Source organism: Nonomuraea sp. C10, assembly GCF_008017515.1.
Taxonomy (GTDB): Bacteria; Actinomycetota; Actinomycetes; order Streptosporangiales; family Streptosporangiaceae; genus Nonomuraea; species Nonomuraea ferruginea.
In genome coordinates this window covers 1,892,820-1,915,058 of the sequence record NZ_VPFF01000003.1, presented here as the reverse complement: position 1 = coordinate 1,915,058, position 22,239 = coordinate 1,892,820, and the positions used below count along the sequence as shown (strand labels likewise).

General features: G+C 71.9%; 24 protein-coding genes and 2 tRNA genes. 10 read left to right on the top strand and 16 right to left on the bottom strand.

Annotated features, from left to right (window positions below; all coding sequences use genetic code 11):
- Positions 1-74: 74 nt before the first annotated feature.
- Together FR742_RS40915 and FR742_RS40910 are read left to right on the top strand one after the other, a co-directional pair.
- Entirely contained in the window at positions 75-938 is an 864-nt protein-coding gene (locus FR742_RS40915; RefSeq protein ID WP_148036552.1) for a hypothetical protein, read from the top strand.
- Positions 935-1,513, top strand: coding sequence for a hypothetical protein (locus tag FR742_RS40910; RefSeq protein ID WP_148036551.1), 579 nt, complete (start codon positions 935-937; stop codon positions 1,511-1,513). Before FR742_RS40915 ends, FR742_RS40910 begins: the two co-directional genes overlap by 4 nt.
- On the opposite strand, the gene FR742_RS40905 is transcribed toward FR742_RS40910, so the two are convergent.
- The 11 genes from FR742_RS40905 to FR742_RS40855 form a co-directional block, all read right to left on the bottom strand.
- Entirely contained in the window at positions 1,510-2,076 is a 567-nt protein-coding gene (locus FR742_RS40905; RefSeq protein ID WP_222709280.1) for a TMEM165/GDT1 family protein, read from the bottom strand. The genes FR742_RS40910 and FR742_RS40905 overlap by 4 nt on opposite strands.
- Positions 2,077-2,313: 237 nt before the next feature.
- On the bottom strand, positions 2,314-3,345 hold the full coding sequence (locus tag FR742_RS40900; RefSeq protein ID WP_148036549.1) for a UDP-N-acetylmuramate dehydrogenase: 1,032 nt from the start codon (positions 3,343-3,345) through the stop codon (positions 2,314-2,316).
- A gap of 11 nt (positions 3,346-3,356) precedes the next feature.
- A complete protein-coding gene (locus FR742_RS40895) occupies positions 3,357-4,400 on the bottom strand; it encodes a hypothetical protein (protein WP_148036548.1) in 1,044 nt (347 codons plus the stop codon).
- Positions 4,401-4,454: 54 nt separating this feature from the next.
- The gene (locus FR742_RS40890; RefSeq protein WP_148036547.1) at positions 4,455-4,883 is read right to left on the bottom strand and encodes a MaoC family dehydratase; all 429 of its coding nucleotides are present in this window, start codon (positions 4,881-4,883) and stop codon (positions 4,455-4,457) included.
- A 1-nt stretch (position 4,884) separates the two neighbouring features.
- Positions 4,885-5,334: a MaoC family dehydratase N-terminal domain-containing protein gene (locus tag FR742_RS40885; protein ID WP_148036546.1), complete on the bottom strand. Its 450-nt coding sequence runs from the start codon at positions 5,332-5,334 to the stop codon at positions 4,885-4,887.
- Positions 5,335-5,513: 179 nt separating this feature from the next.
- Complete coding sequence (gene rpmG, locus FR742_RS40880; protein WP_019632658.1) at positions 5,514-5,678, bottom strand: 50S ribosomal protein L33; 165 nt, start codon at positions 5,676-5,678, stop codon at positions 5,514-5,516.
- 71 nt (positions 5,679-5,749) lie between these two features.
- A tRNA-Met gene (locus tag FR742_RS40875) sits at positions 5,750-5,823 on the bottom strand.
- A gap of 152 nt (positions 5,824-5,975) precedes the next feature.
- Positions 5,976-6,051 (bottom strand) — tRNA-Thr (locus FR742_RS40870).
- 39 nt (positions 6,052-6,090) lie between these two features.
- Complete coding sequence (locus FR742_RS40865; RefSeq protein ID WP_148036545.1) at positions 6,091-6,321, bottom strand: transposase; 231 nt, start codon at positions 6,319-6,321, stop codon at positions 6,091-6,093.
- A 60-nt stretch (positions 6,322-6,381) separates the two neighbouring features.
- Entirely contained in the window at positions 6,382-6,909 is a 528-nt protein-coding gene (locus FR742_RS40860) for a C40 family peptidase (protein WP_148036544.1), read from the bottom strand.
- 43 nt (positions 6,910-6,952) lie between these two features.
- Entirely contained in the window at positions 6,953-7,963 is a 1,011-nt protein-coding gene (locus tag FR742_RS40855; RefSeq protein ID WP_222709279.1) for a lysozyme, read from the bottom strand.
- A 232-nt stretch (positions 7,964-8,195) separates the two neighbouring features.
- Here FR742_RS40855 and FR742_RS40850 point away from each other — a divergent pair, with 232 nt between their 5' ends.
- Together FR742_RS40850 and FR742_RS40845 are read left to right on the top strand one after the other, a co-directional pair.
- Positions 8,196-9,140, top strand: a complete 945-nt coding sequence (locus FR742_RS40850; protein WP_148036543.1) for an ATP-binding cassette domain-containing protein — start codon at positions 8,196-8,198, stop codon at positions 9,138-9,140.
- Positions 9,121-9,864 (top strand): ABC transporter permease, encoded by a 744-nt coding sequence (locus tag FR742_RS40845; protein ID WP_148036542.1) that lies wholly within the window; start codon positions 9,121-9,123, stop codon positions 9,862-9,864. The genes FR742_RS40850 and FR742_RS40845 overlap by 20 nt, the downstream gene beginning before the upstream one ends.
- Before the next feature lie 10 nt (positions 9,865-9,874).
- Here the strand turns inward: FR742_RS40845 and FR742_RS40840 are convergent, their stop codons facing one another.
- Positions 9,875-10,528 (bottom strand): flavin reductase family protein, encoded by a 654-nt coding sequence (locus tag FR742_RS40840; protein WP_261809052.1) that lies wholly within the window; start codon positions 10,526-10,528, stop codon positions 9,875-9,877.
- A 107-nt stretch (positions 10,529-10,635) separates the two neighbouring features.
- On the opposite strand from FR742_RS40840, the gene FR742_RS40835 reads away from it, so the two are divergent.
- Positions 10,636-11,007 (top strand): STAS domain-containing protein, encoded by a 372-nt coding sequence (locus FR742_RS40835; protein WP_148036540.1) that lies wholly within the window; start codon positions 10,636-10,638, stop codon positions 11,005-11,007.
- Positions 11,008-11,011: 4 nt separating this feature from the next.
- Here FR742_RS40835 and FR742_RS40830 read toward each other — a convergent pair whose 3' ends face one another.
- A complete protein-coding gene (locus FR742_RS40830) occupies positions 11,012-11,836 on the bottom strand; it encodes an endonuclease/exonuclease/phosphatase family protein (protein WP_148036539.1) in 825 nt (274 codons plus the stop codon).
- 150 nt (positions 11,837-11,986) lie between these two features.
- Between FR742_RS40830 and FR742_RS40825 the strand changes: the two genes are divergently transcribed.
- The 4 genes from FR742_RS40825 to FR742_RS40795 all read left to right on the top strand — a co-directional run bounded on the left by FR742_RS40825 (position 11,987) and on the right by FR742_RS40795 (position 18,264).
- The gene (locus FR742_RS40825) at positions 11,987-12,796 is read left to right on the top strand and encodes a M23 family metallopeptidase (RefSeq protein WP_148036538.1); all 810 of its coding nucleotides are present in this window, start codon (positions 11,987-11,989) and stop codon (positions 12,794-12,796) included.
- A 111-nt stretch (positions 12,797-12,907) separates the two neighbouring features.
- On the top strand, positions 12,908-15,025 hold the full coding sequence (locus tag FR742_RS45490) for an AfsR/SARP family transcriptional regulator (protein WP_222709278.1): 2,118 nt from the start codon (positions 12,908-12,910) through the stop codon (positions 15,023-15,025).
- Between the two features lie 61 nt (positions 15,026-15,086).
- Complete coding sequence (locus FR742_RS40800) at positions 15,087-17,780, top strand: AfsR/SARP family transcriptional regulator (RefSeq protein WP_148036535.1); 2,694 nt, start codon at positions 15,087-15,089, stop codon at positions 17,778-17,780.
- Positions 17,781-17,829: 49 nt separating this feature from the next.
- Entirely contained in the window at positions 17,830-18,264 is a 435-nt protein-coding gene (locus tag FR742_RS40795; RefSeq protein ID WP_148036534.1) for a hypothetical protein, read from the top strand.
- Here the strand turns inward: FR742_RS40795 and FR742_RS40790 are convergent.
- Both FR742_RS40790 and FR742_RS40785 read right to left on the bottom strand, forming a co-directional pair.
- Positions 18,242-18,922: a GntR family transcriptional regulator gene (locus tag FR742_RS40790; RefSeq protein WP_148036533.1), complete on the bottom strand. Its 681-nt coding sequence runs from the start codon at positions 18,920-18,922 to the stop codon at positions 18,242-18,244. The two genes, FR742_RS40795 and FR742_RS40790, sit on opposite strands and share 23 nt — an antisense overlap.
- 99 nt (positions 18,923-19,021) lie before the next feature.
- Positions 19,022-19,567 (bottom strand): TetR/AcrR family transcriptional regulator, encoded by a 546-nt coding sequence (locus FR742_RS40785; RefSeq protein WP_148036532.1) that lies wholly within the window; start codon positions 19,565-19,567, stop codon positions 19,022-19,024.
- Between the two features lie 85 nt (positions 19,568-19,652).
- Between FR742_RS40785 and FR742_RS40780 the strand changes: the two genes are divergently transcribed.
- Positions 19,653-20,078 carry a DUF6463 family protein gene (locus FR742_RS40780; RefSeq protein ID WP_148036531.1) on the top strand — a complete coding sequence of 142 codons (426 nt, stop codon included), beginning with the start codon at positions 19,653-19,655 and terminating at the stop codon, positions 20,076-20,078.
- On the opposite strand, the gene FR742_RS40775 is transcribed toward FR742_RS40780, so the two are convergent.
- Entirely contained in the window at positions 20,062-22,212 is a 2,151-nt protein-coding gene (locus FR742_RS40775) for a hypothetical protein (protein ID WP_148036530.1), read from the bottom strand. The genes FR742_RS40780 and FR742_RS40775 overlap by 17 nt on opposite strands.
- Positions 22,213-22,239 lie beyond the last annotated feature (27 nt).

Genomic DNA, 22,239 nt, shown 5'->3' with positions numbered 1-22,239 from the left:
TCGTTACCGTTAGTCAGCTTCGTATGTGGTTGGGTAGTCATCTGACTTGATCACGAGGTGAAGTGGAGCGAGGCTTGTCAAGGTTCGGCTGGTGTCACCCGGCGTTCGCGCCCGTGATGGGCACGATGGTCGCGATGCTGTGTCACGTCGCGGGACTCGTCGGCGCGCTGCTGAAGTCGGTGGGCGCCACCACGGTCCCGGCGGCGGCGGAGCTGGTGGTCACGCTCATCATCGCGGTGTTCCTGACCACCGTGCTCCGCATCGCCAGGGTCGTGCCGGACATCCGCCGGGAGAGCGCCGCGACCGCCCGCGCGGTCACCTCCGTGCAGGCGGTCCATCCGGGCAACGACACCCTCGTGGCGCGGCGGCTCAAGCTGTTCAGGGAGGCCGCCGAGGCGGGGAACGACGCCGAGGCGGTGCTCGGCGCCCGCTCCGCGCTCGACGAGAGCGAGATGGCCAACAAGCACCACCTCGACCACGCGCTGATCTGGGCGCTGCCGGTGTTCGGGTTCATCGGCACCGCGCTGACCATGGCCGCCATGGTCACCGCGTTCGGCGACGCGCTCGACCGCCAGGGCGACGCCGCCGCCCTGATGGCCGCGCTCAAGCAGCACGTGCTGCCCGAGCTGGCGTCCGCGTTCGGCGTAACCCTGATCGCGCTGTTCCTGAGCGTGCTCGCGTTCGGCGCGATGGCGCTCGCCGAGCGCGCCGAGCGGGCGAACGTGGCCGCCGCCGACGAGTTGTTCCTGCTCCACCTGGCTCGCCTGCCCGCCAAGCGGACCGCCCCCGCGCTGAACGGGCTGGCCCAGGAGCTGGCCCAGTCCAGGGGCAGGACGGAAGAGCTGATCAAGGGCCTGGACGCGCTGCGCACCGCCGTGGAAACGCTGGCCGAGTCCAGCGGCCGCCCGCAGCGCTACACGCTGGTGAGGGAGCAGTGAGGAGGCGGCCCGCCCGGTCCTTCGCGCCGCCGCTCGACCTGCGGTTCATCGACCTGTTCATGGCCATCGTGCTGGTGCTGGCGTTCATCGCGATCATGCTGACCGTGGTGGCCAGGATGCTTCCGTCGGACACCACCCCGCAGCCCCGCCAGCAGGTGGTCGCCGAGCTGAAGGAGCAGCGCGACGCCGCCGTGGCCGCGCAGCGCCGGGCCGAGGCCGAGCTGCGCGCCACGCGGGCGGCGATCGCCGAGCGGGCCACGTTCGCCCTGCCGTGGTGGCTGATCGGGTTCTGCGCCCTGCTCGGCGTGCTCGTGGTCTACCTGGAGTGGCGGATCCGGCTGTGGCGGCGGGGCGACCTGCCGCGCCTGCGCACCTGGCTGCTGGTCACCGCCGTGGTGGCCGTGGTCACCTGGGCGCTGCGCACGCGCAGCGACAGCGACGGCTACCTGCTGCTCGCCGAGATCCCCTGGTGGGCGGCCGAGGCGCTCTGCCTCGGCCTGCTGCTCGTCGCGTACGTGCTGATCTCCGACATCAGGGCCGGCCGCCGGACGCTCGGCGCGATGAGGTCACGCTAGAGGAAGGCGTCGACCAGCATCACGACACCGAAGATCGCGAAGGCGGCGGCGGCGCCGTAGCGGACGGCCTTCTCCGGAAGGTTCCTGCCCAGCATGCGGCCCACCACGATGGCCAGCGCGTCGGCGGCCACCATGCCGACGGTGGAGCCGATCCAGGTGCCGACCCAGCCGTGCTGGGTGGCCAGCGTGATCGTGGCGAGCATCGTCTTGTCGCCCAGCTCGCTGAGGAAGAACGCCACCGTCACCGCGATCAGCGCGCTGCGGGTGGCCCGCTGGGCCTTGCGCGACTCCTCCTCGGTCAGCTCGTCGCCGCGCAGCGTCCAGGCGGCGAAGCCGATGAAGGCCAGGCCCGCCACGATCGAGATGGCGGTGGTGGGCAGCGCGTCGCCGATGAGCCCGCCGATGGCCACGCTGCCCAGGTGGACGACGGTGGTGGCGACCGTGATGCCGGTCAGCACCACCCAGGCCTTGTAGCGGGTGGCGAACGTCATGGCCATGAGCTGGCTCTTGTCGCCGAGCTCGGCGAGGAAGATCGCGCCCAGGCTGATCCAGAAAGCTTCCACGGTCCCTCTCTCGTGCGGCCGGACCGTGGGCATCGCACCCGGGGAGATTTTCGGGCACGGCTTCGGCCCGGCAGCGATTCGTACACGACTGCCAGGCCGAAGGTCTCGTCCGCCCGTGAGGCCCGCGCGACCGGGCGCGCACGCGCGCGCCAGTATGTCGATCTACGCGATTGGGACTACTCCCCTTCGGTGTTTCGACTTACCTTAACAGCGGCCCGCGCGAGGGCATTCCCCAGGTCAAATCTCGCAGCCGACCAGCACCGGCTCGTTGACCAGCGTGACGCCGAACTTCTCGCGCACCCCGTCGCGCACCTCCCTGGCCAGGGCCAGCAGGTCGCCGGTGGTGCCGGCGCCGTCCGGGTTGGTCAGCGCGAGCGTGTGCTTGGTGGAGATGCGCACCGGGCCGCGGGCGTAGCCCTTGGGGAAGCCCGCCTGCTCGATCAGCCACGCCGCCGGCACCTTGACCAGGCCGCCGGGCAGCTCCCAGCTCGGGTGGCCGGGCGCGCGGGCGGCCAGCTCCGCCGCCTGCTCCGCGGTCAGGACCGGGTTGGTGAAGAACGAACCGGCGCTGCGGGTGTCGGGGTCGCCGGGGTCGAGCACCATGCCCTTGCCGCGGCGCAGCTCCAGCACCGCCTCGCGGGCGCGGGCCAGCGGCACGCGGGCGCCGGGCTCGACGCCCAGCCGGGTGGCCAGCTCCTGGTAGGCGACCGGTCCGGACATGTCGGTGAGCTCCAGCGCGTACGTCACCGACAGCACGACGTAGCGCGACAGGTCACGCTTGAACATGCTGGTGCGGTAGGCGAACCCGCACTGGCGGGCCTCCAGATCCTCGACCTGCTGGGTGCGGCGGTCGTAGGCGCGCACGCACCGGACGGTCTGCGCGATCTCCTGGCCGTAGGCGCCGACGTTCTGGATCGGGGTGGAGCCCACCAGGCCGGGGATGCCGGCCATGCACTCGACGCCGGACCAGCCCTCCGCGACCGTGCGGGCCACCAGCGGGTCCCAGTCTTCGCCCGCCTCGACCGTCACGAGCACCTGCTCGCCGTCACGGGACACCCGCACGCCCTTGGTCTCCACCCGGACGACGAGCCCGTCGAAGCCCGCGTCGGACACCACGAGGTTGCTGCCGCCGCCGAGGACCAGCGTCGGCCGCGCGGCGCGGTCGGCCTCGGCCACCAGGGAGACCAGTCGCTCGGCCGTGTCGGCTTGGACGAAGTCGAGGGCGGGACCGCCCAACCCCAGCGTGGTGTACGGCGCGAGCATCTCCATAGGGGTCTAGCTTAGGAGGGTTCCAGCATCCTGAGCACCCGGCCGTGGTTACGGTGTGACTCCTCCAGCCGGTAGTCGTCGGCCACGGCGTGCACGCGCTCCTGCCGTACGGGAAGGCGCGTGCGGGGCACCACCAGCTCGCCGCGCAGGCGCAGAGACAGCTCCAGGTCGGCGTCGGCTCCGTAGCGGGCCTGTTCGGGCAGGGCCGCGACGGCGGCCGAGCGGCGCACCGCCATCAGGTCACCGGTCAGCGCGGGCACCTTGCCCGGCCCGGCCTCCAGCCACTCGGCTCCGCTGTCCGGCCTCTCGGCGCCCGGCGGCTTGCGGCCCTTCCACCCGGCGGCCACCGCGCCTTCCTGCACGGCGGCGATCAGCGGCGTGAGGGCGTCGCCCACCAGGACCACCGAGGTGTCCATGAACACGTGCACCTCGGCGGTGTCCAGCTGGAGCAGCTTGGCCCTGGCCGCGCCCCAGGTCGCGGTGCCGCCGAGCCAGTGCGGCGTCTCCACGACGTGCCACACCCGCACCCGGTCAGGCTCGCGCCCGGCCAGCACGTCCAGCACGTCGCCGGCGCCTTCCACGTTGCCCAGGTCGAGCGCCAGCACCATGCAGCCGGTGTACGCCAGCACCGACTCCACGCAGGCGCGCACGTCACCCGGCCAGCCGTCCACCAGGAGACCGACCGAGGCCGTCACGTCCTTGGTCTCCACCCGCTGCCGCTCGGCGTTGACGCCCAGGTCGTCCATCCGGTTGGTGGCCAGCGTGCCGTCCCACACCCGCTGCGCGTGCAGCATGTCGTCGCCCGGGTCGCCGTGCTGGCCGGGATCGCCGGAGAAGCCGAACTCGGCCGCGGGGTTGCCGCGGGCGCCTTCGCGGCGGCGGCCCTTGGTGCCGGCCGTGCCCACGCCCGTGGCGCGTGCGGGGGTGGGCACGGCGGCGCCGCCGGCGGTGTCGCGGCCGGTGCCGCTCGCGCCGGCGATCTCGTCGGTCCTGGCGGGTCTCAGGTGGGCGGGCGGCCGGTCGTCCGTGACGGCCGAGACGGGGATCGACTCCACAGTTGGCCATGCTTTCTCACTCATGACCGTCACGCGTACCCGAGAATCGGCCGCCTAGGCGAGCCGCACCACGGCCCTCGCCTTGGACAGCACCCGGGCGTCCCCCGATCGGGCGGTCAGCGCCACCACGACCTTGCCGTCGTCGAGCTTCTCCTCCACGACGCCGCTCACCGTGATCGTCGCGCCCTCGTCGTCGTCGGGCACGACCACCATCGACGAGAACCGCACCCCGAAGTCGACGACCGCGCCCGGGTCGCCGGCCCAGTCGGTGACGAACCGGCCCGCCTGCGCCATCGTGTACATGCCGTGCGCGATGACGTCGGGCAGGCCCACCATCTTGGCGAACCGCTCGTTCCAGTGGATCTGGTTGAAGTCGCCGGACGCTCCCGCGTACATGACCAGGTTGACCCGGCGCACGCGGTAGTCGACCGGCGGGATCTCCTGGCCCACCTCGACCTCGTCGTACTTCACCGTCGCCGTCATGTCAGGCCGCCCCTCCGCGCTCGACGATCGTGTTGTACGTGGTGCAGACCGGCTCGCCGGAGACCGTCGTGACGTCGCTCCTGACCGTCAGCAGCTCGTTGCGCCCGGCGGTGCGGATGTCGGTGATGGTGGCGGTGGTGACCAGCTCGTCGCCCGCGTAGACCGGGCGGAGATACTCGAAACGCTGCTCACCGTGGACGACCATGGCGAAGTTGAGCCCCAGGTCGGGGTCGGCGAGCGCCTCGCCGCCGCCCCGCAGGCTGAAGACGATCGGGAAGGTGGGCGGGGCCACCACGTCGGGGTGGCCGGCGGCCCTGGCGGCCTCCCTGTCGTGGTAGATCGGGTTGTCGTCGCCGATCGCCGCCGCGAACTCTCGGATCTTCACCCGGCTGACTTCGTATGGGGTGCTGGATGGGTAACTGCGCCCCACGAAGTCACGGTTCAAGGCCATCGATGCTCCCTCGCATGTCTCACCGGACGCGCTGTTGAGCAGAAGGTAACAGAACAAGGTTCGGCTGTCGCTGCCGATGGCCTGCTTTTTGCCGCCCCCCGGACATGACAAACCGGCGCCCGGAGGGGACGCCGGTTGTGCGCTCTATGGAGGCCGGGAGTGACCGCCCCTGACGAGAACTAGCGGGTCTCGCGGTGCGCGCGGTGGCAGCGGCAGTTGGGGCAGTACTTCTTCAGCTCAAGCCGATCCGGGTCGTTGCGCCGGTTCTTCCGCGTGATGTAGTTGCGGTGCTTGCACTCCTGGCAGGCCAGCGTGATCTTCGGCCTAACGTCGGTGGCAGCCACTTGGGAGTGCCTTTCTACGTTCGGGACATGGACATGCCCGGACCCAGGCCGGGTGACCTGGGTGAGGGCAGTAGCGGAGGCCGGACTTGAACCGGCGACACAACGATTATGAGCCGTTTGCTCTGCCTGACTGAGCTACTCCGCCTTTGAAGCCGGAAACGACCCGGCCCCGTAGAGGATACCCGACCCCGCGAGCGTCTACGTCACTCGCCTGGTCAGGCGGGGTGATGCAAGTATGCCAAAAGCACCCCCGGCGACACAAAGCAAAAACCCCACCGTGGTGGGGTCTGTCGCGGGTGGAGCCCCCAAACGGAATCGAACCGTTGACCTTCTCCTTACCATGGAGACGCTCTGCCGACTGAGCTATAGGGGCCTGTCCGGCGCTGCGGACAGGTGTAACCATACACGGCACTCAACGATGATGCGAACTCGTTCGGGCCGTCTCCCGCCCGGTTTTCCGGGGTCGCTCGGGCAGCGCGATGACCTCGCAGAGATCGGCCAGATCGACGTGGCGCGCGACCTCGGAGACCGACGCGCACTCGGCGACGAGCCGGCCGTTGCGGCGCACCCTCAGCACCTGACGCCCGGCCCGCATGCCGAGCACGATCTCGTACCCGTCGCTCCCGACCCATCGCCTGTCCATAGCGGCACACATTAGCCTTCGGGTCTCTCAATTTCCCCCGAGACGACAGGCGTAACGGGATCAGTAGCGGTAGAACCCGAGGAATCCGGGCACCTTCGCGATGTCGTCCACCCGGACGATCGCGCCGGTCTCGGGGGCGTTCATCATCCGCCCGAGGCCCAGATAGATGCCGACGTGCCGGGTCCTGAGCCGTTTCTTCCTGCGTTCGCCGAAGAAGACGAGGTCACCCGGCACCGGCGACCGGACCTGGCGCATCCGCCGTACGTGGTCGTCGGTGTTGCCCGGCCCGAGCACGTCCGCGCCGTGCGCGAGCGCGTACACCCAGCGCGTGAGCCCGGAGCAGTCCAGCCCCCGCGTCCGGGTGGCGGGGCAGGGCTTGATCCTGCCCGTGTAGCCGGCGCAGGTGCCCGTGGAGGGGCCGGGGCGTTCGGCGTGGCCGCCGCCCCAGGAGTAGACGATGCCGTGGCGCTCGATCTCGTACGCGATCGCGACGATCCGGGGTAAGACGTGGTGCTTGATCGGGGCGGAGGCGGTGACGACGAGCAGGACGAGCGCCATGGCGAGCAGAGCTCCGCGCCTCCCCGACACCCGTGCCTCCCTCGTGATGCCGGTTCAATCCTGCCTTATGGGGCTATCTGGCGCTTAGCTTGACCGCCACGGTTCCGACAGTGAACCGGATGCCGACCGTGCCCTTCTTCTTGCGGGGCTTGGTGGTGAAGGCGAAGGTCCTCTTCTGGCCGCGCCGGAGCTCGTCGATCGAGCAGCGGATCGCGGTGCCGCTGAACGTGCAGCCGGTGGGCGCCTTGACCACCCGCTGCCCGCCGAACGTCCGCCCGGAGACCTTGACGTCCGTGACCGGATGCGGCCCGGTGTTGGCCACGGTCAGCCGGTAGGTCGTGCGGCTGCGCGTCTTGCCGGAGACGGTCACCTCGGCCGGCGGGTTGGCCATCGCGGCCAGCTCGGACTCGGAGCCGTTGAACGCGTTCTGCCCGCCGGGCAGCGGGCCCTTGTCGGCCGACTGCCAGAACGTGTGCTTCTGCCAGGCCTTGGGCAGCTCGCCCGGGTCGGCGCCCCACCGGGCGATCCACAGCGGGCTGGACTTGGCCGCGGTGCTGTCTCCCGTGCAGGTCCGCCACCAGCTCGTGGTGGTGTAGACGATCGCCTGCCGCCCGGTCCTGGCCCGGTAGGTCCTGGTGAAGTCCTTGATCCAGGCGACCATGTCCTTGGCCGACAGGCCGTAGCAGGCGTTCTTGCCGTTCCTGTCCTGGTACGGGTTGTCCTCGAGGTCGAGCACGCCGGGCAGCGTCCGCCCGTCGGTGAGCCAGTTGCCGCCGTTGCGCACGAAGTGCTCGGCCTGCGCGGCCCCGCCCGACTCGTGCGGCTGCGCGAAGTGGTAGGCGCCGCGGACCAGCCCGGCCGCCGCCGCGCCGTCGAACTGCGCGGTGAAGCGCGGGTTGACGTAGTCGCCGCCCTCGGTGGCGTGCACGAAGGCGAACTTGGCGCCGCCCGACGCCGCCGCCGACCAGTCGACCTCGCCGGTCCAGTTGCTGACGTCCACCCCCGCGACCCCGTCCGCCGCCTGGGCGCTCTGCGCGCCCAGACCGACTGCCGCCACCACCGCGATGAGCACCAGACGCTTCACGTGGGCGATAGTCGCAAAAAATCTTTACATATACGGAGAAATCGCACTTCAGAGGCCGAAAAGTTATCCGTCATCACCGTCCGAACCACGTGACGTTTCCGCAGGTCAGAGCCGTATATGAACGTGATGTTCACGTTTGCCAGGACCGCTTTCCCGGGCTGACACTTGAGCCGCTCCCATCCGACGCCCCCCACCACCAGGGGTTTCTTCGCCATGCCCGGAGGAAGGCACCATGATCCACACCCGGGGTCTGACCCGCGTGTTCTCCCTGAAGAAGAAACAGACCGTCGAGGCCGTACGCGGCATCGACCTGGACGTCGAGCCCGGACAGCTCGTCGCGTTCCTCGGCCCGAACGGCGCGGGCAAGTCCACCACGCTGCGGATGCTCACCACGCTGCTGCCGCCGACGTCCGGCACCGCCACCGTCGCCGGCCGCGACGTGGCGCGCGACCCCGCCGGGGTGCGCGCCAGGATCGGCTACGTCGGCCAGCGGAACAGCGCCGGAGAGAACTTCCGCGTCGGCGACGAGCTCGTCACCCAGGGCCGCTGCTACGGCCTGACCAGCGCCGAGGCCCGCCGTCGGGCCGGCGAGATGCTGGAACTGCTCGACCTGGGGCCGCTCGCCGCGCGCAAGCCCGGCACGCTCTCCGGCGGCCAGCGCCGCCGCCTCGACATCGCCCTCGGCCTCGTCCACCGCCCCGGCCTGCTGTTCCTGGACGAGCCCTCGACCGGGCTCGACCCGAAGAGCCGGGCCGAGATCTGGTCACACATCCTGCGCCTGCGCGAGACGTACGGGACCACGCTCTTCCTCACCACTCACTACCTCGAAGAGGCCGACAGCATGGCCGAGCGGGTGATCATCATCGACGACGGCCGGATCATCGCCGACGGCACGGCCGAGCAGCTCAAGAACGACCTGGCCGGCGACCGCGTCACGCTCACCACGCACACCGCCCAGGACGCCGGGCGGGCCGCCGCGCTCCTCGGCGGCGCCGCCGAGGGCGTCACCGTGCGGCTGCGCGCGGCCTCCGCGACCGCCGCCCTGCCCGAGCACCTGCGCACGCTGGAGGCGGCGGGCGTCAAGGTCGCCACCGCCGAGACCGTCCGCCCGACCCTCGACGACGTGTTCCTCACCCTGACCGGGAGAAGCCTCAGCGATGACGACCTTCCTGCGTGACACCGTGACCGTGTTCCGCCGCGAGTTCACGCCCGCGTGGCGGGAGCCGGTGGGGCTGATGTTCGAGATGGGGCAGCCGCTGCTGTTCCTGTTCCTGTTCGGGGCCCTGCTGGACGGCGCCGTCGGGGCGTCCTGGCAGTGGTTCGTGCCGGGCATCCTGGTGATGATGTGCCTGACCGGGCCGATGGCGGCCGGCTACTACGTGCTGATGGAGCTGGTCGGCGGCTCGATGGAGCGGATGATGGTGACGCCGCTGAACCGGACCGCGATGCTGGTCGGCAGGACGATGAAGGAGATGGCCGTGCTGTTCGCCCAGGCCGTCCTGATCATCGTGCTGGCGCTGCCGCTCGGGTTCGAGCCGCACCTGGCGGGGGTGGCCGCCGGGCTGGCGCTGCTGATCGTGTTCGGGGTGGGGCTGGGCGCGCTCTCGTTCGTCCTGGCCGTCAAGTCGGCGCCCGACGGCACCCTGTTCTACACGGTCACGCAGGTGCTGCTGTTCCCGATGCTGCTGCTGTCGGGGGTGCTGCTGCCGCTCGACTCCGGTCCGGACTGGCTGCGGGTGGCCGGCGGGCTCAACCCGATCACCTACATCGTCGACGCCGAGCGCGCGCTCTTCTCCGGCCAGGTGCTCGGCCTGCCGGTCCTGTACGGGGCCGCGACGGCGGTGGCGGTGGCCGCGCTCGGCCTGTTCCTGGGCAACCGGACCCTGCGCCGGGGCGTCTGACCGGTGCAGCTCACACGGCGCGGGCCCTCTCGATGTCCGGCCCCCGGTAGGCGTGCTCCGGGATGCGGGCCAGCGTCGAGTCGTGCACCTGCGGCCCGAGCCCGTACAGCTTCTGGAAGCTCATGATCAGGGGCCGCCACCGGTCCGGGTCCACGTGGTCGTCGGCGCCGTCCTTGCGGATCTCGTCGTGCACCCACACGCGCTGCACCCGCACCTCGAAGGTGACGATCCCGCCGTCGCCCACCGGGTGCTCGACGACCACCACCGCTTCCATGCTCACCGGGCACTCGGCCACCCGGGGCGGGGCCACGGTCTCGCTCGCCACCGGCGTCAGCCCCGCCCGCTCGAACTTGGCGGGCACGTACCGGTAGCCGCGCTCGCGCTTCCCCGGCGGCACCGGGTCGGCGCCGGTGGTCAGGGCGAGCCGGTCGACGGCGGGGGCGAGCTCGTCCGAGGGCAGGTTCAGCACGCACTCGCGGGTCCGCGTCATGTTGCGCGCGGTCTTGGACCGCCTGCCCAGCCCCAGCACGCCCCGCCAGCCGAGCCAGAACGCCGACGACATCGGGGCCAGATTGGGCGTGCCGTCCTCGTTCACGGTGGAGATCAGCACGACAGGGGTGCCGAAGTAGAGGATCGACGGTTCGATACGGGTGTGCTTGGTCACGAACCACACTTTCGCGCCTGCCGGGGTCCCGGCACCGGCGGCAATCGGACCTGTCGACCGGCCTTGACCGGTGTAATGTCACCCCCATACACCATGGAGGCCGCTGGATGCATGCACCGTTCGCCATCACCAGTGAATACTTCGGTGACACGGCGGTCATCAGCCTGATCGGCGAGCTGGACACCACCCGGTGCCCCCAGCTGGACGAGGCGCTCGGCGCCAGCCTGTCCGGGGGGCGGATCCATCTCGTCGTCGACACCGCCGAGCTGACCTTCTGCGACTCGATGGGCCTGCGCACCTTCCTCGACTACGTGGAGAGGGCCAGGCAGGCGGGCGGCTGGCTGCGGATGGCGGGCGTGCGGGGGGTGCTGCGGCGGCTGCTCGACGTGACGGGCGTCTCCGCCGTCGTCCCCATCGACCCCGACGTCCCCACCGCGCTGCGCGCCCGCCTGCCCGGCGGCGACGCCCTCGGCCTCTGACGGCTCACGAGAGGTCCGCCCAGAACGCGTCGTGGTCGCTGTACGACCCCATGCTGATCGTCCCGGTCCTGACGAAGCCGTGGCCGCTGTCACGGGCGATCACGTGCTGGCGGTTGCCGTCGCTCTTGCGCGTGTAGCCGCTGCCCAGGCAGCGCTTCAGCGCCGCCTGCTCGGCCGGCCTGTTCCAGCGCAGGTTCAGATCACCGGAGACGATCAGCGGGCCCCTGCCCGCCAGTTTCCCGCCGCCGCTCATCAGCTCGCGGCACTGCGCCTCGGCGACCGCCACCGTGCTGACCGACAGGTGGCCCGTGCAGACGGTGAAGGCGGGCTCCTTCCGGCAGCCCATCACCCGCCGCTCGCTGCTGCCGTCCTGCTTGGCGAACCGCTTCTCCAGCCGGTACGCGCTGTACGGCTTGCGCAGCGGCGCCTCGGTCAGGATCGCCGAACCGTAGGAGCCGCCGCCGTTCCTGGAACCACCGCACGTGTACTTCGCGGAGTTCTTGTACACGGTGAAGAACGAGTCGCCGTCGAGGCCGAGCCGGATCTTCATGGAGGCGAGGTCGGAGGAGCACACCTCGTTCATCACGACGACGGACGGCCGCGGGTTCAGCGACTTGAACACCGACACGACCTTGCTCATCGTCCTGGCGGCCCGGGTGCTGTTGGGCCCCGGCTTCTCGCCCCAGCAGGGGGCGTGCCCGCTGTTGCACAGGTTGAACTGGAGCACGCGCACCGGCCGGGCCGTGGCCTCGGCCGACGCCGGACCGGCGAAGCAGGTCGCGGCCAGCAGACCGGCGGCGAGGATCCTCAGGCTGGCGTGACGTGGCAAGGCGCACCCCTCTCATCCCGGTGAAAGTTTCCAGGCACGTTAGTGAGCCGGGTTATCGAATCCCTAAGGGAAACGGCGCTAAGGGAATCGATAACCCGCCTCCCTAACGTCTCCGGGGCACCTATCACCCCTGATGGAGGAGGACTCCTCTTGCGTCGCACAGCCGTGTCCGTCGCCGCGCTCGTCGCCATGACGGGCCTTCCGGCTCCGGCCCACGCCGCCACCGAGGCGCTCGCCTCGCGGCCGTTCTTCCAGCTCCCGTTCGCGTGCGGCACCAAGGTCTTCACGGACTCCGCCGGATCCCACGCCGGTTACGTGGACAAGGCGCTCGACATGTATCCGAACACCGACAACCCCTACTCGGGCGGTTACAGCGCCGACGGCTGGGAGGTGCGCCCCGCGGTCGGCGGGACGGTGCGGTATCTGTCCGGCAGCACGACCAACACGATGTACGTCGAGCACAACAGCACCTGGCGCACCATGTACGCGCACATGAAGAACCGCGTCAAGAACGGCTCCAAGGTCACCCGGTCCACCGTCATCGGCCGCATCGGCAGCGTGGGAACCGGCAAACCCCACCTGCACTACGAGCAGCAGCAGAAGGTGAACGGGACCTGGCAGCTGGTCAAGCCCTACTTCAACGGCAAGAACCGCTCGCTCGGCAGCGGCGGGCGGCAGATCCTCACCAGCCACAGCTGCACGCATCCGAAGCCGACGGTCTGGTGCCGGTACCGGACCGAGAAGGCCGTCAACAAGCGTTCCTGGGCGGGCACGAAGTACGAGTCCGAGGGCAAGCTGACCAAGGGCACCGTGTACGTCTTCGGCTACAACGGCTACCGCAAGCCCGGCTCCACGGTCTGGCGCAGGTTGAAGAGCAGCGGCGGCGCCGACGGCCAGGGCCCCTTCGTGAGCGGGAACCACCTGAAGTACCTCGGCGGCGGGACGTCCTGCCCCGCCTGATCTCCGGGCGTTTAGCGGATCGATAACGAGGTTCCTCTACGATCGATCGGGGGTTTCGGTTCGGCGAGCGGGTGTGCCCTGCCGTCGTCGCCTGCAAGACCGATCTCGATCATGGCTCAGCTGGAGTTTCTCGTCCTCGGACCGCTGGAGGCCGGCGTCGCCGGGCACCCTGTCCGGCTCGGCGGGTCGCGGCGCCGTGCGCTGCTGGCCGCCCTGCTGCTGGAGACCGGCCAGGCGGTGCCGGTGGACCGGCTGGCGCGCACGGTCTGGGAGGACCGCCGGCCCACGTCGGTACGCACCCAGATCTCCATCCACGTCGCCGCTCTCCGCAAGGCCGTCAAGGCGGCCGGAGGCGATCCCGGAGTGATCGTCACCGAGCCGCACGGCTACCGGCTCGACGCCGAAGGGGTACGGGTCGACGCGCACGAAGCCGAGCGGCGGATCGCCGAAGGGCGCGAACTCGCCGCGGCCGGGCAGCCTGACCAGGCGGCCGACCTGCTCGGACAGGCGCTGGCCCTGTGGCGCGGGCCCGTGCTGGCCGGGCTCGACACCACGGCGATCACGGCCTGGGCGCGCCGCCTGGACGCGGTCCGGCTGGCGGCGGTCGAGGAGTGGGCGGGGCTGGAGCTGGCGTGCGGCCGGCCGCGCGAGGTCGTGGAGCACCTGACCGGGCTGGTCGACGACCATCCCCTGTACGAAGGGCTGCGCGAGAAACTGGTGCTCGCCCTGTCGCACGCCGGCCGCCAGGCCGACGCCCTCGCCTGCTACCACCGAGGCCGCGACCTGCTGCTACAGGAACTGGGCCTGGAACCCGGCCCCGGACTACGCCAGGCCCAGCACAAGGTCCTCCGCGGCCACCCCGCCCCACCGACGCACTTACCGCGACCCGCCCCAGCGCGGCAGGCGCAACCGCCTTACAGACCACCCGCCACGCAAACCGAACTGGCGTGGCGCGAGCAGCCGCCGCACGACCAGCCGCAGGCCAAGCCTGCGCAGCCCACGCAACCACCGCACAACAGACAACCCACCGAGCCCGCGTGGCGCGATGAGTCGCCGTACGGCCGGTTGTGGGCCCATCCGACGGGGGCGGTATGGCCGGCTTGTGATCTGCCGCAGGTCGCGGTGGTGCGGCCTGCGCAGTTGCCGCCGCCCGTGCGGGGGTTCGTCGGGCGGGCGCCGGAGTTGCGGGCGCTGGATCGGCTGCTCGCCCAGGACGGGCCGCGGGTGGCGGTGGTGAGCGGGATGGCGGGGGTGGGGAAGACAGCGCTGGTGTTGCGGTGGGCTCATCAGATGGCCAGCCGGTTCCCGGACGGCCAGCTCTTCGCCGACCTTCGGGGCTATGACGCGGGTGGGGAGCCGGTGCCGCCGGGAAGCGTGCTGGAACGGTTCCTGCGCGCGCTCGGCGTGGGGGTGCCGCGGGATCCGGCGGAACAGGCCGCGGCGTTCCGGGAGGCGCTGGCCGGGCGGCGGGCGCTCGTGGTCCTGGACGACGCCGGGTCAGCGGAGCAGGTGCGGCCCCTGCTGGTGAACGCGCCCGGCTGCCGCGTGATCATCACCGCCCGCCGCCGTCTGGGCGAAACAGCCTTGGCCGTACCGATCAATACGCCCATCCACGCGCCCGTACCCGCCGCCGCGCCCGTACCCGCCGCTGTGCCCGTAGCCACCGCCGACCCCGCCCCCGTGCCCATCGATGTCCCCGTCGATGTGCTTCCCGTACCGGAGTGCGTGGAGTTGGTCGGTCGGGTGGCCGGGAGCAGGCGTGTGGCGGACGAGCGGGAGGCGGCCGAGCGGCTGGCCGGTCTGTGCGGCGGGTTGCCGCTCGCGGTGCGGATCGCGGCGGCGAAGCTGGCGCGGCAGCCGCGGTGGCCGCTGTCCGGCCTCGTCGGGTTGCTCGCCGACGAGCGCCACCGGCTGGACGAGCTGGTCTGCGACGGCCTGAGCGTACGGGACAGCATCGCGTTGTCGTACCGCGAGCTGCCGCCCGAGGCGGCGCGGCTGTTCGACCGGCTGGGGCTGGTCGAACAGCCAGCGGGCTTCGGCCCGGACCTGCCCGGCGTGCGGCAGGACGACCGTACGGGCGCGCGACCCGGGAACGCCGCCGAGCTGCTGCGGCAGCTCGCCCACGCGCAGTTGCTGCGCCCGCCGGGCGGGCCGAGCCGGCCGCACTACCGGTTCCACGAGCTGGTGCGGCTGTTCGCCAGGGAACGCGCCGCGACCGCCGTTCGATGACGTCTTGAACGCTTGCCGCCTCCGGCACCCCTCCCGTTACGATCCATCAAGGGAGGAGTCGATGTCCGGCCCAGTCGCTTTCCAGATCCTCGGCCCTCTGCGCGTCGAGGTCGCCGGCCGCGCCGTCGCCCCCATCGGGTCGCGCGCCCGTACGGTCCTGAGCGTCCTGCTGCTGCACGCCGGGCAGAGCGTCACCGCCGAGCAGCTGGTCGCGGCGCTCTGGACGGACGGCGCCCCGCCCCCGACCGCCCGCACCCAGCTCCACATGCTGCTCTCCCGGTTGCGCAAGACGCTGCTCGGCCACCCGGTGATCGAGACCCGGCCGGGCGCCTACCGCATCGACACGCGGGTGGCGCGGCTCGACTCCCATCACGCTGAGCGGCTCATCGAGGAGGGCCGCCGGCTGGGCGATCCCGCACTCTACGGCCGGGCGCTCGCACTGTGGCGCGGGCCCGTACTGGACGGTTTCGACCACGCGGAGGTACGGCGGCTCGAAGAGCTCAGGCTGACCGCCGTCGGCGAGTGGGCCGCGCTGGAGCTGGGCCGGGGCTGCCCGTCGCGGGTGGCCGAGCGGCTCGCGCCGATGGTCGCCGACCTGCCCTACCACGAATCGCTCCGCGCCCAGCTCGTGCTCGCGCTCGACCGGCTGAACCGCCGTCAGGAGGCGCTCCACGTGCTGCGCGAGGGCACGCGGCTGCTGGACCGCGAGCTCGGCCTCGAACCGGGGCCGGAGCTGCGCCGCGCCGAACAGCTCGTACGGGGGCGCACCCCGGCGCAGCTTCCTCCGGCGGTGGCGGCGTTCACGGGCCGGGACGGCGAGGTCGAGCGGCTGTGCGGGCTGCTGACGGACGGCGGCGAGCACGTCGTGGCCGTCTCGGGCCCGGCGGGCATCGGCAAGTCCGCGCTGGCCGTCCAGGTGGCGCACCGCCTGGCCGGTCTCTTCCCCGACGGGCAGCTCTACGTCAACCTGCACGGATCCACCCCGGACACCGAGCCGGCGGCCACCGCGGAGGTGCTCGGCAGGTTCCTGCGCGCGCTGGGCGCGACGGTGCCCGCCGACCAGGAGGAGGCCGCCGCGGCGTTCCGCTCGATGACGCACGGCAAGCGGCTGCTCGTCCTGCTCGACAACGCCGCCGGTCCGGAGCAGGTGCGCGACCTGCTGCCGGGCAGCGCCACCTGCGGCGTGCTCATCACCAGCAGGCGGCTGCTCGGCTCCGTCGACGCCGCCCGCCATCACCCGGTCGAGGGCCTGCCGCCGGACGAGGCGGTCGCCCTGCTCGGCAGGCTGGCCGGGACCGCCCGCGTCGGGAGCGAGCCCGAGGCGGCGGCCGAGATCGCCGAGCTGTGCGGGCGGCTCCCGCTGGCGCTCACCATCGCGGGGGCGAAGCTGGCCGGGCAGCCGGACCTGAGCGTGCGGGCGCTGGCCGGGCGGCTCGCCGTCGAGCAGCGCAGGCTGGCCGAACTGGCGCTGCACGACCAAGCCGTGCGCACCAGCTTCATGGTCAGCTACCAGGACCTCGGCGACGCCGCGGCGGCCCGGCTGTTCCGGCTGCTCGGCCTCCTGGACGTGCCCGACGTCGGCGTCCCGGTCGCCGCCGCGCTGGCCGGTCTGCCGGAACAGCGCGCGGCGGTGCTGCTGGATCGGCTCGCGGAGAACCAGCTCGTACGGTCCGACGTGCCCGGCCGGTTCCACCTGCACGACCTGCTGCGCCTGTTCGCCAGGGAACGCGCCGCCGAGGAGGAGACCGGGGCCGACCGCACCGGCGCCGTGCGCCGCGCCCTGCACTGCTACGTGGCCACGGCCCGGCACGCCACGCTGGCCGTCGAGCCGACGATCGGCTGGCGGATCGACTTCCTGCCCGGCTCGCTCGACCACCCCGGCGTCCCGCTCGGCTCGCGCGACGAGGTCGACGAGTGGATCGACGCCGAGACGGACAACCTCGTCGCCGCGGCCCGGCAGGCCGCCTCCGGCATCGCCCCCGAGGTCGCGCCCTACCTGTCGGCGTGCCTGAACGCCCCGCTCGAAGGCCGGGGCCGCCGGCGCGAGCAGCTGACGCTCGCGTACATCACGCGCACGGCCGCGCGTCTCACCGGCGACCGCCGCCACGCCGGGCTGGCCGACAACGACCTCGGCTGGGCGCTGCACTGGCTGAGCAGGGCCGAGGAGGCGCTCGCCTGCTTCGACCGCGCCCTGCGCGCCTGGGCCGGCTACGACGCCGGAACCGCACTGGCCCTGCACGGCCGCGGCGTCGTGCTCCGCGTGCTCGAACGGTACGAGGAGTCGCTCGAATCCCTGGAGCGGGCCCGCGCCGCCTGGCACCGGCTCGGCCACGCCCGTCAGGAGGCCGGCTGCCTGACCGGCGTCGGGCTCACTTGTCAGCGGCTCGGCCGCCATGACGACGCGGTCGCCGCGCACGAGGCCGCCATCGGCCTGGCCCGCGACTCCGCCGCCCGCGTCACCGAGGTCATGGCGCTGGGCAACCTCGGCGAGGCGCACCGCCTCGCCGGCCGGCGCGAGGCCGCCGCCGCCTGCTTCACCGAAGCCCTCCGCCTCGACCGGCTGCGCGGCCTGTCGGGCACCTACTGGGAGGCCGAACACCTGTGGGGCCTCGGCCGCGTCCGCGGCGACCGCGCCCTCCTGAACCGCTCGGCCGCGATCCTGCGCGACCTCGACCTCATCGACGACGCCGAGGCCGGAGCCATCGCCACCGGCCCCGCGCCGCGTACCCCGGCAGCCATCGCCGACCAGCTGTGACCAGCCGGATGCAAGATCTCTCCAAGTGGCGTCCCCTAGCGTCCCTGCCATGAAGAAGACCTATGTCATCGGTGGGGTCCTGGCCTTCCTGATCGCCGCGGGCGGGCCGGCGCAGGCGTCCGCCGGTATCCACTGGGGGCCCGTCAAGTCGGCGGCGGGACATTCCGGCCACGCCACGGCCGACGTCTGGATCACCGACTTCAGCGCCGAGACGTTCGTCGTGCGCGGCACGCTCTCCGATCGCGACAGGCACTCCGGTCACTGCGCCTACGTCCGCGCCCGCTTCCACTACGCGGGCGGCGGCACCGGATGGAGCCGGCCTCGCTCGACCTGCGCGGCCAAGACGCCCTTCCGGCTGTCCTCCGACGGCGAGATCAAGCGCGTGGACGTGCGGGTCTGCCTGTACGACCGCGCCCTGCGCAAGACCTTCAAGTGTCACGCCGACGCGATCAAGCCCGAGATCATCGCGAACTGGCCCCGGTGACGGGCGGTTCGTCGAGCAACGGGGTGAGCGTCTCCCAATTGGCGCGGGTGGCCGCGGCCGCCCCCGCCACGTCGCCGGCCGCGCACAACTCGATGATCCGGTCATGCTGAGCGACCGACTCCCGGCCGCTCAGTGAGGAGAAGCGGAGCCGCTCCAGGCGGCGCAGCACCGGCGTGAACCGTTCGAGGACGTCGCGGAGCGCGTCGTTGGCGCTGGCGGTGACCAGCACGCCGTGGAATTCGTCGTCGGCGGCGAGCGCCGCGTCCACGTCGTCGCGGCGCAGGGCGTCGGCGAACCGCGCGTTGGCCGTGCGCATGGCTTCGAGCTCGGTGGCGGAGAGGTTCGGCAGCGCCTCGCGGACGGCGAGTTCGTGCATGGCGGCCGTGACCGACTGGGCGTCACGGCAGGCGCGGGCGTCGAGAGGGCTGACGATCGTGTAGCGGCCGGGTTTGGTCCTGACCAGGCCCGCCTGCTCCAGTCGCGCGAGGGCCTCGCGCACCGGGGTCCGGCTGACGCCCAGCCACTCGACCAGGTCGGTGTCGTTGAGTCGCTCACCGGGGGCCAGCGTGCCGTCGACGATCGCGTCCCGGATCGCCCGGTAGGCGTCTTCCCGAAGCAGCGACCTGGAGACGAGTCCGCGATCCTGTGGCACCGGCATGCAACATATTGCACAGGCACGCTGCGATCACTGTCAAACAGGGTCAGCGGGACAGGGGTGCGCAGTCGTGCCGCGCACGCCGATCTCAGGGCTTCCCCATCACGCATCGATCATACGTTCGAGAAGGGAGCGGACGGCGTCGAGGTCCACCGCCTCGGGGGCGACGCGCCACTGGGCGTGGACGCCGATGACGGCCCCCACCAGGAGGACCGTGAACGCCTCCGCCGAAGTGCCCGCGGGGAGGGCCTCGGCCGGTATCCGCGCCTGGACCCCCTGCCTGAGGGCCGCGTGGAGCCGCGCGTACTGCTCTCGGATCGGCGAGCCGTCCTCCACGGCCTCGGCCAGCAGGGTGATGAACAGGCGCGCGGCAGGCAGGCGGACGAAGTCCATGACCTGGTCGAGCGGGTCGCCGGCCTGCTCGTCGAAAGCGGTGAGCACAGCGTGGAGCTGGTCGTCGAGCACCGCTTGCAGCAGGCCCAGCTTGTTGCCGAAGTGCCAGGGGATGGAGCCGCGGCTGATGCCGGCCTCGTCGGCGATGTCGACGAAACTCGTCTGCCGGTAGCCCTTCTCGGCGAAGAGCTCGGCGGCGGCCGCCACCAGCAGCCGGCGGCTCTCCTCGGTCCTCTGGATACGTCGCGTGGCCATGCGGTCCATCCAACCAGCTACGCCGGATGACATAGCGAGTGTCAATCGACATATCCTATGTTGGTCAACACAGAAGGGTTGTGCGATGGACTCCGGAAAGCTGCTCCGCTGGGCGGGCGGGATCATGATCGTGATGGGTGCGGGACACCTGGCGGTGCTGGCGACCACCGCCTGGCCGGACGTCGCCGGCTGGGTGGATCGGGGGATGTGGGCGGCGGTCCCGCTCCTCGCGGACGGCCCTGCGGTCGAGTCCCTGCGGAACAAGGTCACCTTCTGGGGCGGCCCGGGAAGCTTCGGCGTGCCCCTGATCCTCCTGGGATCACTGACCTGGCACCTCGCCCGGCGCGGGGTGGCCGTGCCCGCCGGGATCGGCTGGGCTCTGGCCCTGTGGTGCGCGCTGGGCGGCGTCCTCCTCGTACCGTCACCGTTCTTCGCCGGGATCGTCCCCGGGCTTCTGATCGTTCTGGCGGCGAGAAAGACGGGCTCCCCGGACGCTAGGAAGGCAGGTTGAGCGGGGTGGTCAGGATCAGGTCCCAGTCGTGCTCGGAATGGTCGATCCAGCCGATCATCGGTCGGCCGCGCGCGTCCAGGGTCATGGCGAGGGCGTCGCCGAGGGCGTACCGGCCCTTCGCCACCGGCGTGTGCGTGCAGCGGGTTCCCTCACAGGTGGCCACGACGATCCGGTTGTCGTCGACGTCCTGGTAGGCCACCAGCGCCCGTCCTTCCCCGTCCACCACCAGCGCCGGGGGCACGCGGAAGCGGCCGGGGCCGGTCAGGATGACGGGGTCGGACTGGGAGCAGCTCAGGTTGCGGCAGTCGAGCATCCTGATCGATCCATCGGCCGAGTCGCGGTAGGCGATCAGCGGCCGGCCGTCGTCCCTGACCACCATGGTGGCGCCGGCTTCCCCGCCGACCTCGTCGAACCCCCAGGTCCAACCCCCGTGTACCAGCCGTTCCACGTGCACCTCGGCACAGTCGGACTCCTCGCAGGTGATCAGGGAGAGAGAGCCCGCGTGCTCGTCGAAGCGGAGGACGACCGGGCGGTTCGTCGGTCCAGCCCCGACGACGAGGCCGTGCTCCTGGTACGCGGAGGTCCTGGATGGAAGCCTGGCCAGCTCCTTCGTCCACGGGTCGGCGCAGACCGGGTCTTCGCAGAAGGTGACGGACAGGACCTCACCGTCGCGCTCCGGCAGCTCCCGGACCTGGGCGATCATCAGGCCGTCGTAGCGCCCCGGCGCCAGCGCGACGCTCCTGCCCTCGTAGACCGACATCTCCTCACCGATCGGCCGGGGGCCCGGAACGCAGCCGCGGGCGTCGCAGAGCATCAGCCCGAGCCGGACGCGCCGGTCATCGCCCTGCCCTCGCTGCGACCAGGTGCTCACGGCGATCCGGCCTTCGTGGAGCCGGGCGCTGGACGACGCGATGTCCTCGTCGGCGTCGGCGGGCTCGGCCCAGCGGAACCCGGTACGCGGGCAGCCAGTCGCGGTGCAGGTCAGCAGCCTCGCCAGGCCGAAACTGTCCATGAACATGATCAGTTCGTCGCCCCGGCCCGCGTACATGGCCTTCAGATCCGTCTCCCGCAGCCCGGGTCTCGGCTGAGGAGGGACGTCGTCGCTCGTCCAGGTGGCCGTGACGACCGTCTGGGTCACCTCCAGCCAGCCGAACGGGTTGACCAGCAGCGTGGCCGCGAACAGCGACCCCGGCAGCAGCAGCGCCGCGAGCACCGGCACCGGCCTGGCCGGGCTCGCCGCCCCGCTCCCCGGCAGGTTCTCGACGACCCGCTCGAACGCCTCGGCCGTGCTCCGGTGTGCCAGCCTGCTCAGGTACAGGCGCGCGATCACCGTCGCCTGGAACGCGGGGATGACCAGGGTGAGGGCGGAGGTCGCCACCCCGTACCCGAGCACGCTGCCCAACACGGCCCACTCCACCGCCCACTCCACCGCCCGCTGGGCCGCCGCGGGGAAGACCAGCACGCCGAAGGCCAGGGTCAGCGTGCACGACCAGAAGCCGCCTGCCGTCGGCTCGCCCCTGCCCGCCAGCCGGTAGGCGCCGGCGAGCGCGCGCCCGGCGCTCCGGCCCTCCAGCGTCACGATCGCCACGGCCAGCAGGCTCGGCAGCGCGAGCACCGCCAGGGACGCCATCACGAGAACGGCCCACAGCAGCTGTCCGGTCCACATCAGCATGCCGAACCCGGCCACCGCGGTCGCCGTGAACACCACGACGCCCAGCAGCGCGAGGAGCAGCATCGCGGGCAGGTTCCGCAGCGCGGCGCGCATCGCGTCCGGCGTGGCGACGGGCCTGCCGGTCAGCAGGCCGACAGCGATCACGACGGTGGCGGGCAGGACCACGGCCTGGCCCGCCAGCGAGGCGAGCATCACCGCCGCCGCCCACACCAGCAGCGGCCTTCCCGGCGTACCGAGCAGCTCGAACGAGCCGTCGACCAGCACCGCCGACTCCTCCACCACCAGCGCCAGCCCGAGCAGCGCGACCAGGCTGATCGGCAGGAACACCAGCGCGGCGGGCGCCGCCAGCCTGATCAGGTGCCGCGCCGCGGTGCCGTAGGCCCGCCAGATCACCCCGTCCCGCCGGGCGACCGTCATGGCCTGGACGTGGCGGGCGGGCGCCTCTTGAACAGCCTCGGGCATGGACGCCTCCAGCGAGCAGCGGGGGTC